We start from the raw sequence: 17,435 nt of genomic DNA, 5'->3' as shown, positions 1-17,435 counted from the left end.
CACACGACGCCTCAGACCTGCGCGCTGCGTCGCAAGCGGCCCTCGATGCGCCGCTTGAGCCCGCGCTGCTCGATGGACAGACGTGAGCCGGCGGCGCGGCTCGCGCGCCCCCAGTCCTCGAGCAGCTCCAGCACCGAGTGGTCGATGTAGCTCAGGTTCGCCAGCGGTACATGCAGATGCGTCCCGGCAGGCACGCTTTCCAGCACCTGGGTCAGGGCAGGCACCTTGAGGAAGGTGGCCGCACCGCTCAGGCGCAGCTCCATGTGCCCATGGCGCGGCAGCTCGACCAGGTTGATCTTGAGGCGCGCCGCCTTGAACGCCAGCTTGAGCAAGGTCAGGGCAAAGCCCAGCAGCACCCCGGTCAGCAGGTCGGTGAAGATGATCGCCAGCGCCGTGGCGGCGTAGGTGAACATCGGCATCCGGCCATAGCGCCCGAGGCCGCGGAAGGCCTTGAAATCGACCAGCTTGATACCGGTGTACACCAGCACGCCCGCCAGGCTTGCCACCGGAATCTGCTGCAGCACGCTGCTCAGCACCACCACGAACGCCAGCAACCACAGGCCATGCAGGATCGCCGAGGCGCGAGTCTTTGCCCCGGCCTGAACGTTGGCCGAACTGCGCACGATCACGCCGGTCATCGGCAATGCCCCCAGCACACCGCACAGCATGTTGCCGATACCTTGCGCCGACAGCTCCCGGTCGAAATCCGAACGCTGGCCGTTGTGCATGCGATCCACCGCCGCAGCCGACAGCAGCGTCTCGGCGCTGGCGATGAAGGCCAGGGCGAAGGCGGCCACCAGCAAGGTTGGATCGGCCAGTTTGAGCAGGTCGTCCGGACGGATCCAGTCGATCGCCTCCGACAGGTCTGCAGGCACCTGCACACGGTTGACCGGCAGCGCCAGCCAGATGCTGATCGCGGTCATCGTCGCCACGCCCAGCAAGGCACCGGGGATGAAGCGCAGGCGCTGCGGGCGCCAGCGTTCCCAGCCCCACATCATCGCGATGGTGCCCAGACCCAGAGCGCCGGCCTGCCAGCCATTGCCGGCGGCTTCAAACGGTAATGCCGAGGCCAGGGTCGCGGGGAAGCCCAGCAGGTTCTCGACCCCCGAGGGCTGTGGCGCGCTGTCGAACATGACATGCACCTGCGACAGCACGATCAGCACGCCGATACCGGCCAGCATGCCGTACACCACCGCCGGTGCAGTGACGCGAAACCAGCAGCCCAGGCGCAGCCGCCCGGCCAGCAACTGCAACAGGCCTGCCAGCAGCAGGATCGGCCCGAGCATGGCCACGCCATGCTGGCGCACCAGCTCGAACACCAACACCGCCAGGCCTGCGGCCGGGCCGCTCACCTGCAGGGGCGAGCCGGCCAGGAAGCCCACGACGATGCCACCGATGATCCCGGTGATCAGCCCCTTGGCGGGCGGCATGCCCGAGGCGATCGCGATGCCCATGCACAGCGGCAGGGCCACCAGGAACACCACGACCGAAGCCAGCAACTCTCGCGGCAAGGCCGCTTTTATCTGTGTCATGTTCACCATAACGCTCCTTTTCTGATTCACGGCCATTCCACTGGCCGACGGCACGGGGATCCCTGAATCGCGCGCAGGCGCGGGCCGCCAGCAGGATTGCCGGCAAGTAGGTCAGGGAAATTCAAGGCAGCAGAAAGCCCTGCCGCGCCTGGTGGGCGCAGCCGGCTATCAAGGTTTCTTCAGGTGTTGGGGTCGCTTAGTAGCGGCCTCTCGGAGTTGCGCACGGCACTGGCTCGCCAGCAGCCAGGGGCAGGAAGCTGTCGCTCGCGGCGTCGTAGGCTTCGATGCGGCTGGTTTCGATATCGTAGATCCAGCCGTGAATGTAGAGCTGTCCGGCCGCCAGGCGCGAGGCGACCGAAGGGTGGGTACGCAGGTGATGCAACTGAGCGATGACGTTTTCCTTGGTCAGCACCTGCATGCTCTCGTGTTCCGTTTCGCACGAGCAGTTGCTCTCGACCACAGTACGCGCCACTTCGGCGTGGCGCAGCCAGGCGGAAACGGTCGGCATCTTGGTCAGCGACTGCGGGTTGAGCACCGCGCGCATCGCACCGCAGTCGGAGTGGCCGCAGACGATGATGTGGTGAACGCCCAAGGCCAACACGGCGTATTCGATGGCGCTGGAAACACCGCCGTTCATCTGCCCGTAGGGCGGTACCACGTTGCCGACGTTACGGGTCACGAACAGATCGCCCGGCGAGCTCTGGGTGATCAGTTCAGGCACGATGCGCGAGTCAGCGCAGGTGATGAACATCGCGCGCGGCTTCTGCGCGGTGGCGAGCTTCTTGAACAACTCCTGCTGCTCGGGGAAAACGTCATGGTGAAACTTCAGGAAGCCGTCGACGATGTGCTTCAGGGCGGCATCGGCGCTCTCGGCGGGAGCGGCCGGAACGGGCTTGGATGGGTCCTTGACGGGCATGATTCATCCTCTTGACGGTTTGTAGGTAAGTTCCATTTTACCGGGGAAAGATTCTGGCTATGCGGAGAATTAGATGACGCGCACAGGTAATAAATCACAGTCGCTGTGGACTGACTTCCTACGCTAGCGGAGAAAACTTAACTGAAACTGAATTCGGAGGCTCTAGAACGGGCGTTCCAGGTTTTCGAGGGGAGGCTTTGATAATAGCAAAAAAGCATCAGCCGCCAATACCCTCCAATGAAATTATTGGTAGGTATGAGTCAGGTTACAGGGTAGTGGAACTGTACGGTGATGGCCTCTTCGTGGGTGAACCCGCTCCTGCAAGACCTTCAGCGTCTCAAAACAATGCCATCTGCCCGCCTGGTGGGCAGAAGGCACTGCAATCGAGCGACACATGCTCCCGCCCTTCAAACCCCAACTGCCGCGAAGCCTTGCGAAAACGCTGCGCCAGCAGCTCGGCAAAGACTCCTTCACCCCGCATCCGCGCGCCAAAGCGGCTGTCATACAGCTCACCACCCCGGCTCTGACGAATCAGGCTGAGCACGTGGGCCGCACGCTGCGGATAATGGTCCTGCAACCACTGTTCGAACAACGGCGCCACCTCCAGCGGCAGGCGCAGCATCATGTAGGCGGCGCTCTGCGCGCCAGCTTCCTTGGCGGCCTGAAGCAGGTGCTCCAGTTCGCTGTCGTTGATCATCGGGATCATCGGCGAACACAGCACCCCCACCGGCACACCCGCCTCGCGCAACACGCGGATCGCCCGCAGGCGCGCCTTGGGTGCCGCCGCGCGGGGCTCGAGGGTGCGTTTGAGTTCGTCGTCGAGGGTGGTCAGGCTGATCATCACCCGCGCCAGGCGCTGGCTGGCCAGTTCGCTCAAGAGGTCCAGGTCTCGTAGCACCAGCGAGCCCTTGGTGACGATGGTCACCGGATGGCGGTAGCGCAGCAGCACCTCGAGCAGGCGACGGGTCAACTGATGCTCGCGCTCTATGGGCTGGTAGGGGTCGGTGTTGGCGCCGAGGTTGATCGGGGCGCAGACATAGCCCGGCTTGCTCAACTGCTGTTCGAGCACCTCGGCGGCATTGGTCTTGGCGATGAGCTTGGTCTCGAAGTCGAGGCCGGGGGAGAGGTCCCAATAGGCGTGGCTGGGCCGGGCGTAGCAATAGATGCAGCCGTGTTCACAACCGCGGTAGGGGTTGATCGAACGGTCGAAGGGCAGGTCGGGCGAGGTATTGCGGGCGATGATGGTCTTGGCGGTTTCGATCCGCACCTCGGTGCCCTGGGTGAGAGGGACTTCCTGGTGCCAGCCGTCGTCCTCGACCACCGAATGGCTGGGGGCGAAGCGGTTGTGCGGGTTGGTGGCAGTACCGCGACCGCGGACTGGGGTTGGTTTCATGGTGGAAAACCCGAATTGCTGTATATGCATACAGTAATCCGGGTTTGCACAGAAGACCAGTGCCGTCAGGCGGACGGGGTCAATCCGGCTTCTTGAGCTTCGGATTCGGGAAGAACTGAACCGTCTGCACCTTTACCGGCTCGGCCTTGACCGCTTGCTGGTTTACCCGGGTACCGAGCTCCTTGGGCACCGACAAGCCCTGCTCGTTGAGGGTGTCGGTGAAGCCGCAGGCCACACACTCGCGGTGTGGCACGCCGTCTTCGTTCCACATCATCAGCTTGTCGGGCTCGCTGCACGCCGGGCATACCGCCCCGGCGATAAAGCGCTTCTTGGTCTTGATCACGCCGCCCTCACTCATGCCGCCGCATCCTCGGTCAGGCCACTATGACGCAGCAGCGCATCGATGGAAGGCTCACGACCACGGAAATCGACGAACAGCACCATTGGCTCGCGCGAACCGCCCCGAGCCAGGATCGCCTCGCGGAACGCGCGGCCAGTCTCGGCATTGAGCACGCCTTCTTCCTCGAAGCGCGAGAAGGCGTCGGCCGACAGCACTTCGGCCCACTTGTAGCTGTAGTAGCCCGCCGCATAGCCGCCGGCGAAGATGTGCGCAAAGCTGTTGGGGAAGCGGTTGTAGGCCGGCGGACGCATCACCGTGACCTCATCGCGCACGCCCTCGAGCACCTGCAGCACACTGCGGCCGTCGCCATGGGTGGCGTGCAGCTCGAAGTCGAACAGCGAGAACTCCAGCTGGCGCACCATCATCATCCCGGACTGGAAGTTCTTCGCCGCCAGCATCTTGTCCAGCAGGTCCTGGGGCAGCGGCTCGCCGGTCTCGTAGTGACCGGAGATCAGTGCAAGACCTTCAGGCTCCCAGCACCAGTTCTCCATGAACTGGCTCGGCAGCTCGACCGCGTCCCAGGCCACACCGTTGATGCCCGACACGCCGGCATGCTCAATGCGGGTGAGCAGGTGGTGCAGGCCGTGGCCGAACTCGTGGAACAGCGTGGTGACTTCGTCGTGGGTGAGCAGCGCCGGCTTGCCCGGTGCAGCCGGGGTGAAGTTGCACACCAGGTTGGCCACCGGGCTCTGCAAGGCGCCTGCCGCGGTGCGGCGACGGTCGCGGGCACCGTCCATCCAGGCGCCGCCGCGCTTGTTGGCTCGGGCGTAAAGGTCGAAGAAGAAGCGCCCGACGTGCTGGCCGTTCTCCTTGATCTCGAACAGGCGCACGTCCGGGTGCCAGGCGTCGAAGCCCTTGAGTTCGGCGATTTCGATGCCGTACAGGCGCTGGACGATGCTGAACAGGCCGCTCAGCACCTTGTCGATCGGGAAGTAGGCACGCAGGGTTTCCTGCGACACGCTGTAGCGCTGCTCACGCAGCTTCTCGCCGTAATAGCCGGCGTCCCAACTGGCCAGCTCCGGGGTGCCCTGCTCGGCGGCGTAGGCCTTGAGCTGCTCCAGGTCCTGGGCCGCGAACGGCTTGGAGCGCTTGGCCAGGTCACGCAGGAAGCTCAGCACCTGGTCGCTGGATTCGGCCATCTTGGTGGCCAGGCTCAGCTCGGCGTAGTTGGCGTAGCCCAGCAGCGCGGCCAGTTCCTGACGCAGGTCGAGGATCTCGGCCATCACCGGGCCGTTGTCGAACTGCCCGGCGTTCGGGCCCTGGTCGGACGCGCGGGTGCAGTAGGCGGCGTACAGTTCTTCGCGCAGGGCGCGGTCGCTGGCGTAGGTCATCACCGCGTAGTAGCTGGGGAATTCCAGCGTGATCAGCCAGCCGTCGAGGCCTTTGGCCTGGGCAGCGGCGGCCATCTGCGCCTTGGCCGATTCGGTCAGGCCGTCCAGCGCGGCTTCGTCGGTGACGTGCTTGGTCCAGGCCTGGGTGGCGTCGAGCAACTGGTTGGAGAAGCGGCTGCCCAGTTCGCTGAGCTTGCTCTGCACTTCGGCGTAGCGCTGCTGCTTGTCGGCCGGCAGGTCGATGCCCGACAGACGGAAGTCACGCAGGGCGTGCTCGAGAATAGTCTTCTGCGCCACGTCGAAACTGGCGGCCTCGGCGCTGTTGGCCAGCGCCTGGTAGGCATCGAACAGGGCGCGGTTCTGCCCCATCTCGGTGGAATAGGCGCTCAGCGCCGGCAGGCACGACTCGTAGGCCTCGCGCAGTTCCTTGCTGTTGCACACCGCATTGAGGTGGCTGACCGGGCTCCAGGCCGCGCCCAGGCGGTCGTTGAGTTCGTCCATCGCCAGCACCAGGCCGGCCCAGGAGGGATTCTTGCCCTGCTGCGCGAGGATATCGGCGATGGCCTTGCGGTTGTCGGCCAGGATCTGCTCGATCGCCGGCAGCACGTGTTCGGCGCGGATTGCGGAGAAGGGTGGCAGGTCGTGGGACTGCAGAAGCGGGTTGTTCGCACTCACGGTTTGGATACCTTGGCAGGAGAAACACGGGACCATCTTAATTACAATCGACGCCGACCGCAGCAGGCAGCCTGCCTATCGGCATTGCAGAGGGACACTATCATGGCCATCCGGACCTTCCGGGAACACACGCCGAAAGTCGGCCCACGCGCCTTCGTCGACCGTTCGGCGGTGGTGATCGGCGACGTGCAGATCGGTGAAGACAGCTCGGTCTGGCCGCTGACCGTGGTGCGCGGCGACATGCACCGCATCCGCATCGGCGCGCGCACCAGCGTGCAGGATGGCAGCGTGCTGCACATCACCCACGCCGGCCCCTTCAACCCGGACGGCTTCCCGCTGATCATCGGCGACGAAGTGACCATCGGTCACAAGGTGATGCTGCACGGCTGCACACTGGGCAACCGGATCCTGGTCGGCATGGGCAGCACTATCATGGATGGCGCCATCGTCGAGGACGAGGTGATCATCGGCGCCGGCAGCCTGGTACCGCCCGGCAAGCGCCTGGAGAGCGGCTACCTGTATGTCGGCAGCCCGGTAAGGCAGGCCCGGCCGCTGAACGAAAAAGAACGCGCGTTCTTCCCCTACAGCGCCAGCAACTACGTGAAGCTCAAGGACCAGCACCTGGCCGAAAGCTACGATCAACCGGAATGACGCATTCGCGGGCAAGCCCGCTTCCCCAGGCTCTTTGATTATCCTGTGGGAGCGGGGCTTGCCCGCGAAGCAGTCGACGCAAGACTTGAGTGGAACCGCATACATGCACCAGCAAAACATTCTCTTCGACCTTGACGGCACCCTTACCGACCCACGCCTGGGCATCACCCGCTCGATCCAGTACGCCCTGGCCAAGCTGGGTATCGACGAGCCCGACCTGACCCGCCTCGAGCACTTCATCGGCCCACCCTTGCTGCAGGCCTTCATGCAGTTCTACGGCTTCGACGAGGGCAAGGCCTGGGAGGCGGTCAACTTCTACCGCGAGCGTTTCCGGGTCACCGGTCTGTACGAGAACCTGGTGTTCGACGGTGTGCCGGAACTGCTGCAAGCGCTCAATGGCCAGGGCCGCACCCTGTACGTCGCAACCTCCAAGCCTTGGGAGTTCGCTCGCGAGATCGCCCGCCACTTCGCCTTCGACCGGCATTTCAAGGTGATCTACGGCAGTGAGCTGGATGGCACCCGCACCAACAAGGTCGAGCTGATCCGCCACCTGCTGGACGAAGAACGCCTGGACCCGGCGCAGACCCTGATGATCGGCGACCGCAAGCACGACCTGATCGGCGCCCGCAGCAATGGCCTGCAGGCTGTAGCGGTGGGCTACGGGTTCGGCAGCCGCGAAGAGCTGGTGGCCGAGGCGCCGGAGTTTCATTTCGACACAGTGGCAGATTTGCACCGGGCGTTCATCAAGGCTTGATGGCCACGGGGCCGCGCGCGGCCCCGGCATATCACGGCTGTGCCATCAACCGCTGCAAGGCCGCTTTTCGCTGATCGATCGGCTGCTGCCCCAAGTGCTCGACCCGCTGATAGAACAGCGTCCAGTCCCCGCCTGCCTCACGAAACAACGCCGCAAACGCCGGCACCCACTGGTCATACAGGCCGAACGGCAGCAGCTTGGCGTTGCTCATCGGCCCATACACCCAGGCGTCATAACGGCGATCACCGGCCCAGTCCCGATCGCGCAGCTCGCGGTATTCACGTCGCAATCGCGCGAACTCGGCCTGCTTGGCCACCCGCTTGTCGGCATCAGCAAGCGTCCCGGCATAGAGCGCCTGCAGGCGCTCGCGACTCGCCAGCACCAGGCGGATGAACTGTTCACGCTGCCGCGCCCCATCCTCGTGAGCCGCCGCAAGCCCGCGCGCCATGCGCCATTGCCGCGTGCCCTCCTGTTCGACGAAGGTGGCGAAGGACTCGTTGAATTCGGTGTCGTCCTTCACGTAGAAGCGCTGGTGCGCCAGCTCGTGAAAGATCAGCGTGGCCAGGCGCTCCTCGCCCCAGCCCACCATCGACGAGAGGATCGGATCGTCGAACCAGCCCAGGGTCGAGTAAGCCTCGACACCCCCGACGTACACATCCAGCCCCTCCTCGCGCATCAGCGCTGCCGCGCCGCGCGCCGCACCCTGGCGGTAGTAGCCGCGGTAGGCGACGCAACCGGCGATGGGGAAGCAGTGTGTGACCGGCTGCAGCGACAACTCCGGCGTGGCGAACACATTCCACACCACATAAGGCCGGCCAAGATCGGCGTACACCCGGTAGCTACGGTTGTCCGGCAGCTTCAGGTGCTCGCTGGCGAAGGTGCGGGCCTGTTCGGCATGCAGCAGACGCTGGCGCAGCCGTTCGTCAGTCGCAGGATCGGCCAGCATGCGCTCTACCGGCTGGCGTGCACGCAGCAGTTGCCATTGCCCTTCGGCCAGTTGGCCGTAGTAGCCGAGGCTGCCGCAACCGCTCAGCAGGAGCGCGGCCAGCAGCGGAACAAAAGGGCTGAAAACGCGGTCGAGAGCCCGGTGGCCTGAGCGCTGTAGCAGAAAAAGTCGAAACATCAGGGCTGTTCATCCCGCTCAAGGCCTGTGCGTTCCAAGACTATCTCGCCAGGGGACCCTTTCGCCATGCGTACACTGTTTGCCGTCGGCACCTTCGGGCTGCTGAGCGCCTGCTCCACCTTGCCCGACCCCGATCCCAACCAGGCCTGGATCGACCTCGCCCGCGACGACGACACCTCGCTGCACGCCGTGCAGGTGGACGAGCGCGACTGGGCCGACAACCGCTATTTCGAAGTGCCGCCGGGTAGCCATGAACTGACGGTGCGTTACCAGTTTCCAGTCTCCCCGAGCAATATCGGCCCGGTCGACGAGCCACTGTGGCGCGACTGCCAACTGAACCTGACCTTCAAGGACTTCAGCGCCGGTCAGCGCTACAGCCTGCAAGCCGGCAGCATTGGCTTGCGCCCTTGGGTGAAACTCTATGACGGACAGCAGAAACTGATCGGCCAAGGCCTGCCAGCGGGCTGTCAGCGCACCTGATCAGCGCTATGCTTGTAACCTGTGACCCGCAAGCGGAGTGTCCTCATGCGCCAGCCCATGATGCTGATCGCCCTCAGTGCACTGGGGGCTTGCGCCAGCCCCTTGCCACCCAAAGACCCGGCCCAGGCCTGGGTTGATCTCTACACCGTCACCCCCGGCCGCACCATCATGGCCGACAAGCTCGATGGCAAACGCCTCGACGACGGCCGCTACTTCCAAATCACGCCGGGCCGCCACGAACTGGTGGTGCGCTTCGACTACGAGCTGACTGCCGGGCTTTTCACCACCAGCCCGACCGAGCGCACCTGCTACCTGACCGTGCGCTTCGACAACTTCAAGGCCGGCGAACGCTATCGCCTCGAAGCCCGGGCCCCGGCGATGCAGCCGCAGGTATACCTGTACGACGCCAATCGCCAGGTGCTGGTAGACGAGCCAAGCAACATCTTCTGCATTCCATGAACAACGGGGTCGCACTGCGACCCCGCTGCAACGACCGCTATTGGTCGTTCTTCTGGTAGATGATCTTCTTGGTCCCGCCATCGCAGCTGCCAACGACCATGTTCTGATCACTGACTTCGCTGTTCGGTACGATTTCCAGGGTGTAGGAAGGCACCCCAGCCGCCTGGATCTTCGCCTCGATCTCGGTCTTGAGCTCCTCGCACGGCTTGACTGCCGCCAGCGCGGAGGTGGCCAGCAACGAAGCCAGCACGGCGAATGCTACGCGGATCATGGAACGGCTCCTCAAAGGGCAGGCATGCTGCCGACCCTTCCAGACTACAGCAAGCAACGCCTCACCTACGAGAGCAGCGTCGCATCCAGGCTGATCGTCGCGTTGAGTACCTTGGACACCGGGCATCCCGCCTTGGCCTTGTTGGCGATCTCCTGGAACTGCGCCTCACTGGCACCGGGCACCTTGGCCTTGAGGGTGAGGTGCACGGCGGTGATGGCAAAGCCATCGGCCTGCTTGTCGAGGCTGACTTCAGCGATGGTGTCGATGCGTTCAGGCGTCAGCCCGGCCTCACCCAGCATCATCGATAGCGCCATCGAGAAGCAGCCCGCATGGGCCGCGCCGATCAGCTCCTCGGGGTTGGTCCCAGGCGATCCCTCGAAGCGGGTATTGAAGCCATAGGGGTTCTGCTTGAGGGCGCCACTCTCGGTGGACAGCAGGCCCTTGCCATCCTTGAGCCCTCCCTGCCAGATCGCCGATGCTGTCTTTTTCATGATGCCTCCTGGATGTTCAGTGGGTGTCACTACGGATTCTGAGGACACTGCCTACAGCAAGTTCAGATCAATCCATAGCCAACCATTGAATCCATCGCCGGGTGCCCATACAGAGTCACAAAGGCCCTTGGCCAATCACTTTCCTGCGGAGGCTCCGATGACGCAGCTGCGCGACCTGAAGATATCCACCCTCGACCTGGTGCCCGTGCGCGCCGATGCCGGCCCAGCCCAGTCGCTACGCAACTCGCTGGACCTGGCGCAGCATGTGGAGCGTTTGGGCTACAACCGATTCTGGGTGGCCGAGCACCACAACATGGACGGCATCGCCAGCTCGGCGACCTCGGTGCTGATGGGCTATCTCGCCGGCGGGACCTCGCGCATCCGCATCGGCTCGGGCGGGGTGATGCTGCCCAACCATGCGCCGCTGGTGATCGCCGAGCAGTTCGGCACCCTGGCCAGCCTCTATCCCGGTCGCATCGACCTGGGCCTGGGCCGCGCGCCCGGCTCCGACCAGATGACCGCCCGCGCCCTGCGCCGCGAGCGCTCTGGCAGCGCCGACGACTTCCCCGATGATGTCGAGGAACTGTCGCGCTACCTCGGCCCGCGCACCGACGATCAGAAAGTCATCGCCGTGCCCGGCCACGACACCGAAGTACCGATGTGGCTGCTGGGTTCGAGCCTGTTCAGCGCGCAACTGGCCGGCATGCGCGGCATGCCCTACGCCTTCGCCTCGCATTTTGCGCCGCGCTACATGCATGAGGCGATCCGCATCTATCGCGACCATTTCAAGCCATCGACGACGCTGGACAAACCCTACGTGATGCTGGGCATCCCGATGGTGGTGGCGGACAGCGACGAGAAGGCCGAATACCTGGCGACCTCGGTCTACCAGCGCATCCTCGCGCTGATCCGCGGCCAGAGCCTGATGCAGCGCCCACCCGTGCAAAGCATGGACGGGCTATGGCTACCCCATGAGCGTGATGCAGTGGGGAGCTTCCTCGGGCTGGCGATGATCGGTAGCCCGCAGAAGGTACGGGCGAAGGTGGAGGTGCTGCTGGAGCAGACCGGCGCGGATGAGCTGATCTTTACCTGCGACCTGTATGAACATGCGGACCGGCTACGCTCGTACGAGCTGCTGGCGCAGGCGTTGAAGGGCGAGTAAATGCCACCTGTGGGAGGGCGTGCGCCGCGAAAAAAACGTGTGGCCTGTACACAGCAACGCGGTGTCTTTTTCGCGGGTAAACCCGCTCCCACACTTACAGCGTTCGGTTGAGGTCAGCGTCGCCTCAACCCCGGCGATAGACGATTTCCTTGGTCCCGGCCTCGCAACTGCCAATCACCTTGCCGGCCGGCGTGCCCTTGTCGACGATCTCCAGCGTATATCCCTGGACTCCCTTGGCATCGAGCTTGGCTGCAATTTCGCTCTTGAGCTCCTCGCACGGCTTGCCCGCCGCCATGGCACCACCGGCCAGCATCATCAGGCCCACTGCCAGAAACACTTTCTTCATCGTTACCGTTCCTTATGCGGATCAAAAAAGCAGAATAGGGCGCCGGCATGTACCGGTGCCCCATGGAAGTCATACGCCATAAAGCAGGAACAGGCTATCCCCGCACTGTTTCAACTGTTGGCGATGCGGAACCCGACCTTGAGCGTGACCTGGAAATGCGCGGCCTTGTTGTCACGGATGTGACCACGTGTTTCGACCACCTCGAACCACTCCAGGTGCTTGATGCTCTTGCCGGCTTCGGCGAGGGCATTGTTGATCGCATCTTCGATACTCGAGGGCGAGGAACCGACGAGTTCAATCTTCTTGTAGGTGTGATGATCGGACATGAGCGCTCTCCTTGAATGATGTGCTGGATTGAGCCTAGCAGCGCAGGCCCGGTTTACCTGCGAGCCATCGCCTCGGGTGAAAGTTCGATCGCACTTTCGCCACATCGCGCAGTCGCACTCTTTACACCCTACTCAGCGAAGGAGAGTCCACATGGCCCGTAACGCACTGCGCAAGACCTCACTGGAAAGCATGGAAGCTGAGATCGAAAGCCTGCTCAAGACGCTGGAAGACCTCAAAGGCGATGCTTCGGAAGAAACGCAGAAAACCATGAAGGCGCTGCGCGGCAACGCCCAGAACGCTCTCAAGCATTCGCGCAGCCTGCTGACCGACGCCTACGAAGAAGTGAAGACCCGCACCCGGGAAACCGGCATCGCAACCCGTGACTACGCCCAGGAACACCCCTGGACCACGGCTGGCGTGGCCGTTGGCGCATTGGGTCTGCTCGCCGCCTACCTGCTGTGCCGTCGCAACTAACCCTGCGCCTGCAACTCCCGGCGCAACCACTGCGCCAACTGCTCGGCGCGCCCATCTGCGGCGCGCCGCGGCACCCATAGCGCCAACGCCGCCGGCGTCGGCGAAAACCCCCACGGCGCCGCCAGGCGTCCCGCTCGCAGGTCGTCCGCCACCAGCGGTTGCGGCGCGATCGCCACCCCCAAACCGGCCACCGCTGCCTCCAGCAGGTAGTACAGGTGCTCGAATGCCTGGCCGAAGGTCAGCGCACTGGCATCCAGCCCTTGCTGCGCAGCCCAGGTCGGCCACGCCTGAGGGCGCGAGGTGGTGTGCAGCAGGGCCTCGCCCAACAGGGCACGCGCAGGGGCCTGGTGCAGACGCTCGAAGCCGGGAAAGTGCGGGCTGAGCACCGGCCCGATACGTTCCTCGGCCAGCACATGCACCTGCATGTCCGCGGGCCACGGCGGCTCGGCATACACCAGCAATGCATCCAACCCTGGGCGGCGCGGATCGAGATCCCCCTCTCCGGCCGACAAGTGCAGGCGCAGCTCAGGCAGATCGGCCTTCAAACGCCCGAGGCGAGGAATGAACCACCGCGCCAACAGGCTGCCGGAGCACCCCAGTACGAAGGGCGCATCGCTGACATCGCGGCTTAGTTCGGCGCACACACTGCGCAGGCGATCGAAGGCATCGAAGCTGGCATCACGCAGGCGAGTCCCGGCATCTGTGAGTTTGACGCCACGCCCATCCTTGACGAACAGGGCAACGCCCAAATGCTCCTCGAGCACCTTGATCTGCCGGCTCACCGCGCCGTGCGTCACGTGAAGCTGTTCGGCGGCCTGGCTGACGCTGTTCAGTCGGGCTGTGGCCTCGAAGGCGCGCAGGGCATTGAGGGGAGGGAGGTCCTGGGGCATTTGACTTGTGAGTTTTCCTGACGAGTTGTCGCAATCTTATCGGTTTTCAGCGGACGTTGCGCTGGGTAGAGTAGGCCCATCGATCAGTGGTGGCCTCTTCGCGGGCAAGCCCGCTCCCACAAGTGCAGTGCTGTATTGAGCATCACACCGTTTCTGTGGGAGCGGGCTTGCCCGCGAAGAAGGCAACACGATATCCAATCCAGACCCCTATGGAGCGCCCCATGTCCCAGTCCCAATACCGCCCCGGCCCTGACGCCAATGGCCTGTTCGGCTCGTTCGGCGGCCGCTACGTAGCCGAAACCCTGATGCCCCTGGTCCTGGACCTGGCCCGCGAATATGAAGCGGCCAAGGCCGACCCCGAGTTCCTCGAGCAACTCGCCTACTTCCAGCGCGACTACATCGGCCGCCCCAACCCGCTGTACTTCGCCGAGCGCCTGACCGAGCACTGCGGCGGCGCAAAGATCTTCTTCAAGCGTGAAGAACTCAACCACACCGGCGCGCACAAGGTGAACAACTGCATCGGCCAAGTGTTGCTGGCCAAGCGCATGGGCAAGAAGCGCCTGATCGCCGAGACCGGCGCCGGCATGCACGGCGTGGCCACCGCCACCGTCGCTGCGCGCTTCGGCCTGCCTTGCGTGATCTACATGGGCGCAACCGACATCGAGCGCCAGCAGGCCAACGTGTTCCGCATGAAGCTGCTGGGCGCCGAGATCGTTCCGGTCACCGCCGGCACCGGTACCCTGAAAGACGCCATGAACGAGGCCCTGCGCGACTGGGTCACCAACGTCGAAGACACCTTCTACCTGATCGGCACCGTGGCCGGCCCGCACCCTTACCCGGCGATGGTTCGCGACTTCCAGTCGATCATCGGCAAGGAAACCCGCGCCCAGTTGCACGAGAAGGAAGGCCGCCTGCCGGACAGCCTGGTCGCCTGCGTCGGCGGCGGCTCCAACGCCATGGGCCTGTTCCACAACTTCCTCGAAGACGAAAGCGTGCAGATCATCGGCGTCGAAGCCGGTGGCCATGGTGTGCACACCGACAAGCATGCCGCCAGCCTCAATGGTGGAGTCCCTGGCGTACTGCACGGCAACCGCACCTACCTGCTGCAGGACGACGATGGCCAGATCACCGATGCCCACTCGATTTCCGCAGGCCTGGACTACCCCGGCATCGGCCCCGAGCACGCCTACCTGCACGAAGTGAAGCGGGTCGAATACGTCAGCATCACCGACGACGAGGCCCTGGATGCCTTCCACGCCACCTGCCGCCTCGAAGGCATCATCCCGGCGCTGGAGAGCTCCCACGCCCTGGCCGAGGCGATCAAGCGCGCCCCGAGCCTGCCCAAGGATCACCTGATGGTCGTGTGCCTGTCCGGCCGCGGCGACAAAGACATGCAAACCGTGATGAACCACATGGCTGCCCAGGAGAAACAGGCATGAGCCGTCTTGAACAACGTTTCGCCGACCTGAAGGCCGAAGGCCGCTCGGCGCTGGTCACCTTCATCACCGCAGGCGACCCTGGCTACCAGGCCTCGCTGGAAATCCTCAAGGGCCTGCCCGACGCCGGCGCCGACGTGATCGAGCTGGGCATGCCCTTCACCGACCCGATGGCCGACGGCGTGGCGATCCAGCTCGCCACCCTGCGCGCCCTGGAAGCCGGCCAGACCCTGGCGAAAACCCTGGAGATGGTCCGCGAATTCCGCGTCGGCAACCAGACCACGCCGATCGTGCTGATGGGCTACTACAACCCGATCCATCGCTTTGGCGTGGAACAGTTCGTCGCCGAGGCGAAGGCCGTTGGCGTCGATGGCCTGATCATCGTCGACCTGCCGCCAGAGCACGACGCCGAGCTGGCAACCCCGGCCCAGGCCGCGGGCATCGACTTCATCCGCCTGACCACCCCGACTACCGACGACGTGCGTCTGCCACGCGTGCTCGAGCGCAGCTCGGGCTTCGTCTACTACGTGTCGGTGGCGGGTGTAACCGGTGCAGGCTCGGCGACCACCGAGCACGTCAAGGAGGCCATCGCCCGCCTGCGTCGCCATACCGACCTGCCGATCAGCGTCGGTTTCGGCATCCGCACGCCGGAGCAGGCTGCAGCGATCGCCAAGCTGTCCGATGGCGTGGTGGTGGGCTCGGCACTGGTCGACAAGATCGCCCAGGCCAAGTCACCCGAGCAGGCTGTGAGCGATGTACTGAGCCTGTGCTCGGCGCTGGCTGAAGGGGTGCGCGGCGCTCGGGGCTGACCCGGTAGCGCTTTCTTCACGGGTGAACCCGCTCCCACAGGAATGACACCGAACCCTGTGGGAGCGGGTTCACCGGCGAATCGATCACCGCTATTGCTTGAAGATCGACAGGTCCAATGGCCTGATCGCCCCCATCCAGATCGCATGATCGCGATGGTCCGCCAGCTCATCGCCGGTCAGTGGATGCAAAAACACCACCAAGCCCCTGCGATACAGCGCCAGCCACGGCAACACCACACCCACCACCTCCGGCCCGAAGGCCAGTTGGCAACTCCAGTCCGGGTGCGGGCCGACCGGTTTCTGGTGCATGCGGCCCATGGTCACGGGGAACAGCCGAGCCGCCTCTTCGCACAGTTGCCGGGCTTGTTCCTGGGTCGAGGCGTCGTAGTACACGTGAGCATGGTAGCCCTTGATCCTTTGCACGATAGCTCCTGAAATGCGGGGGGTTGCGGGTAGGACTATACGCCGGAGGGCCTCGTCGCGGGCCTGCTCCGTGACGGCATCACTGAGTCCCTCGCTCGCACTCCAGCCACTCCACGAACCGTTCGATCAACGCCCCACGCCGCTTGCGCGGGGGCAACACCACGTAATACCCACGCGACGAACGCAAACTCCCTTCCACCGGCCGGCACAGCAATCCCTGCTCGACCAACCCATCGACCAGATGCCCCCAACCAATCCCGACCCCTTGCCCGGCAATCGCGGCCTGGATCAGCAAGGTGTAGTTATCGAAGCGCAACTGCCCTGGTGGTGGCGGGCTGACCACGCCGAAACCGCGAAACACCCCCGCCCAGTCGAACCAGCCACTGGCCTGTTCACCGCGTAGATGCAACAAGGGCAATCGTTGCAAAGCCACGGCTGACAGGGGTTTGCCATCAGTCAGCCGAGGGCTGCAAACCGGAAAGACCTCTTCATCGAACAACCAGCGGCTTTCGCCCTGATGAAAGCGCCCGTCGCCAAACAGCACGGCCACATCGATATCGGGCCGCAGCATCCCCTGGCTGCGCTCGCCGGTCACCAGGCTCACGTCCACCTGTGGATAAGCCTCGTGAAAACGCTGCAGCCGGGGCATCAGCCAGAAGGCGGCAAAGGCGAAGTCGGTGGCCACCTGCAACACCTCGCGCTGCCCGCGACCGCTGGCCTCGGCAATGCCTTCATCCATCGCCTGCAAACCCTGGTGGACCTGCTCGAACAGCGACTGGCCCGCATCCGTCAGCGCGATACCCCGGTAGATCCGGTCGAACAGGCGCGTGCCCAACTGCGCCTCGAGCCGCTTGACCTGCTGGCTCACAGCCGGCTGAGTGGTGCCCAGCTCCAGTGCCGCCGCCGTAAAACCGCGCAGACGCGCCGCCGCCTCGAACACACGCAAGCTTTCCAGTGACATGCCCGCAAGGTGCTCAAACATAAGCTCAGCTAATCCCAGTCATTGCCCGCCATGGGCTTTACCCATGTTATCCACAGTCGCATCCTCGATCGCAAGCAATTCACATAACGTTCGACGATGGAAGGGCACCC

21 protein-coding genes are annotated in these 17,435 nt (G+C 64.3%); 8 read left to right on the top strand and 13 right to left on the bottom strand.

The annotated features are described in order from the left end of the window. Positions 1-11 precede the first annotated feature (11 nt). The 5 genes from ACTYOL_RS00260 to prlC all read right to left on the bottom strand — a co-directional run bounded on the left by ACTYOL_RS00260 (position 12) and on the right by prlC (position 6,283). Positions 12-1,541 (bottom strand): SulP family inorganic anion transporter, encoded by a 1,530-nt coding sequence (locus ACTYOL_RS00260; protein ID WP_200603475.1) that lies wholly within the window; start codon positions 1,539-1,541, stop codon positions 12-14. Positions 1,542-1,728: 187 nt separating this feature from the next. Further along, positions 1,729-2,448 (bottom strand): carbonic anhydrase, encoded by a 720-nt coding sequence (locus tag ACTYOL_RS00255; protein ID WP_054893379.1) that lies wholly within the window; start codon positions 2,446-2,448, stop codon positions 1,729-1,731. Positions 2,449-2,785: 337 nt separating this feature from the next. Then, entirely contained in the window at positions 2,786-3,841 is a 1,056-nt protein-coding gene (locus ACTYOL_RS00250; protein WP_444757391.1) for a PA0069 family radical SAM protein, read from the bottom strand. A gap of 79 nt (positions 3,842-3,920) precedes the next feature. Further along, positions 3,921-4,199, bottom strand: coding sequence for a YheV family putative zinc ribbon protein (locus ACTYOL_RS00245; RefSeq protein ID WP_112897047.1), 279 nt, complete (start codon positions 4,197-4,199; stop codon positions 3,921-3,923). After that, positions 4,196-6,283 (bottom strand): oligopeptidase A, encoded by a 2,088-nt coding sequence (gene prlC / locus ACTYOL_RS00240; RefSeq protein ID WP_054893382.1) that lies wholly within the window; start codon positions 6,281-6,283, stop codon positions 4,196-4,198. Before prlC ends, ACTYOL_RS00245 begins: the two co-directional genes overlap by 4 nt. Before the next feature lie 66 nt (positions 6,284-6,349). Between prlC and ACTYOL_RS00235 the strand changes: the two genes are divergently transcribed. Continuing rightward, positions 6,350-6,898, top strand: coding sequence for a gamma carbonic anhydrase family protein (locus ACTYOL_RS00235; protein ID WP_444757390.1), 549 nt, complete (start codon positions 6,350-6,352; stop codon positions 6,896-6,898). 103 nt (positions 6,899-7,001) lie between these two features. Beyond that, positions 7,002-7,652, top strand: a complete 651-nt coding sequence (locus ACTYOL_RS00230) for an HAD family hydrolase (protein ID WP_444757389.1) — start codon at positions 7,002-7,004, stop codon at positions 7,650-7,652. A 31-nt stretch (positions 7,653-7,683) separates the two neighbouring features. Here ACTYOL_RS00230 and ACTYOL_RS00225 read toward each other — a convergent pair whose 3' ends face one another. Next, positions 7,684-8,775, bottom strand: a complete 1,092-nt coding sequence (locus tag ACTYOL_RS00225; RefSeq protein WP_444757388.1) for an aminopeptidase — start codon at positions 8,773-8,775, stop codon at positions 7,684-7,686. Positions 8,776-8,841: 66 nt separating this feature from the next. Here ACTYOL_RS00225 and ACTYOL_RS00220 point away from each other — a divergent pair, with 66 nt between their 5' ends. Both ACTYOL_RS00220 and ACTYOL_RS00215 read left to right on the top strand, forming a co-directional pair. Then, complete coding sequence (locus ACTYOL_RS00220) at positions 8,842-9,255, top strand: PA0061/PA0062 family lipoprotein (protein ID WP_063541966.1); 414 nt, start codon at positions 8,842-8,844, stop codon at positions 9,253-9,255. Positions 9,256-9,300: 45 nt separating this feature from the next. Next, positions 9,301-9,714, top strand: coding sequence for a PA0061/PA0062 family lipoprotein (locus ACTYOL_RS00215; RefSeq protein WP_054893387.1), 414 nt, complete (start codon positions 9,301-9,303; stop codon positions 9,712-9,714). A 37-nt stretch (positions 9,715-9,751) separates the two neighbouring features. On the opposite strand, the gene ACTYOL_RS00210 is transcribed toward ACTYOL_RS00215, so the two are convergent. Both ACTYOL_RS00210 and ACTYOL_RS00205 read right to left on the bottom strand, forming a co-directional pair. After that, entirely contained in the window at positions 9,752-9,985 is a 234-nt protein-coding gene (locus ACTYOL_RS00210) for a DUF1161 domain-containing protein (RefSeq protein WP_063541964.1), read from the bottom strand. A gap of 65 nt (positions 9,986-10,050) precedes the next feature. Continuing rightward, positions 10,051-10,476 (bottom strand): OsmC family protein, encoded by a 426-nt coding sequence (locus tag ACTYOL_RS00205; RefSeq protein WP_054893389.1) that lies wholly within the window; start codon positions 10,474-10,476, stop codon positions 10,051-10,053. A 157-nt stretch (positions 10,477-10,633) separates the two neighbouring features. Here ACTYOL_RS00205 and ACTYOL_RS00200 point away from each other — a divergent pair, with 157 nt between their 5' ends. Next, entirely contained in the window at positions 10,634-11,638 is a 1,005-nt protein-coding gene (locus tag ACTYOL_RS00200; RefSeq protein ID WP_054893390.1) for an LLM class flavin-dependent oxidoreductase, read from the top strand. A 124-nt stretch (positions 11,639-11,762) separates the two neighbouring features. Here ACTYOL_RS00200 and ACTYOL_RS00195 read toward each other — a convergent pair whose 3' ends face one another. Both ACTYOL_RS00195 and ACTYOL_RS00190 read right to left on the bottom strand, forming a co-directional pair. Then, entirely contained in the window at positions 11,763-11,984 is a 222-nt protein-coding gene (locus tag ACTYOL_RS00195; RefSeq protein WP_054893391.1) for a DUF1161 domain-containing protein, read from the bottom strand. Between the two features lie 110 nt (positions 11,985-12,094). After that, a complete protein-coding gene (locus ACTYOL_RS00190) occupies positions 12,095-12,310 on the bottom strand; it encodes a dodecin (RefSeq protein ID WP_153774353.1) in 216 nt (71 codons plus the stop codon). 151 nt (positions 12,311-12,461) lie between these two features. On the opposite strand from ACTYOL_RS00190, the gene ACTYOL_RS00185 reads away from it, so the two are divergent. Further along, positions 12,462-12,785: a DUF883 family protein gene (locus tag ACTYOL_RS00185; RefSeq protein ID WP_054893393.1), complete on the top strand. Its 324-nt coding sequence runs from the start codon at positions 12,462-12,464 to the stop codon at positions 12,783-12,785. Here ACTYOL_RS00185 and ACTYOL_RS00180 read toward each other — a convergent pair. Then, on the bottom strand, positions 12,782-13,675 hold the full coding sequence (locus tag ACTYOL_RS00180) for a LysR family transcriptional regulator (protein WP_153774354.1): 894 nt from the start codon (positions 13,673-13,675) through the stop codon (positions 12,782-12,784). The two genes, ACTYOL_RS00185 and ACTYOL_RS00180, sit on opposite strands and share 4 nt — an antisense overlap. Before the next feature lie 221 nt (positions 13,676-13,896). On the opposite strand from ACTYOL_RS00180, the gene trpB reads away from it, so the two are divergent. Together trpB and trpA are read left to right on the top strand one after the other, a co-directional pair. Further along, positions 13,897-15,114, top strand: coding sequence for a tryptophan synthase subunit beta (trpB, locus tag ACTYOL_RS00175; protein ID WP_054893395.1), 1,218 nt, complete (start codon positions 13,897-13,899; stop codon positions 15,112-15,114). Continuing rightward, complete coding sequence (gene trpA / locus ACTYOL_RS00170) at positions 15,111-15,920, top strand: tryptophan synthase subunit alpha (protein WP_200603472.1); 810 nt, start codon at positions 15,111-15,113, stop codon at positions 15,918-15,920. The genes trpB and trpA overlap by 4 nt, the downstream gene beginning before the upstream one ends. A gap of 90 nt (positions 15,921-16,010) precedes the next feature. Here trpA and ACTYOL_RS00165 read toward each other — a convergent pair whose 3' ends face one another. Together ACTYOL_RS00165 and ACTYOL_RS00160 are read right to left on the bottom strand one after the other, a co-directional pair. Continuing rightward, the gene (locus tag ACTYOL_RS00165) at positions 16,011-16,343 is read right to left on the bottom strand and encodes a DOPA 4,5-dioxygenase family protein (protein WP_054893397.1); all 333 of its coding nucleotides are present in this window, start codon (positions 16,341-16,343) and stop codon (positions 16,011-16,013) included. Positions 16,344-16,422: 79 nt separating this feature from the next. Continuing rightward, the gene (locus tag ACTYOL_RS00160) at positions 16,423-17,325 is read right to left on the bottom strand and encodes a choline sulfate utilization transcriptional regulator (protein ID WP_153774292.1); all 903 of its coding nucleotides are present in this window, start codon (positions 17,323-17,325) and stop codon (positions 16,423-16,425) included. Positions 17,326-17,435: the final 110 nt, after the last annotated feature.

Source organism: Pseudomonas sp. A014 (genome assembly GCF_052378495.1).
GTDB lineage: Bacteria > Pseudomonadota > Gammaproteobacteria > Pseudomonadales > Pseudomonadaceae > Aquipseudomonas > Aquipseudomonas machongensis.
The sequence above is the reverse complement of the archived record's forward strand: the minus strand, read 5'-3'. Positions and strand labels throughout refer to the sequence as shown.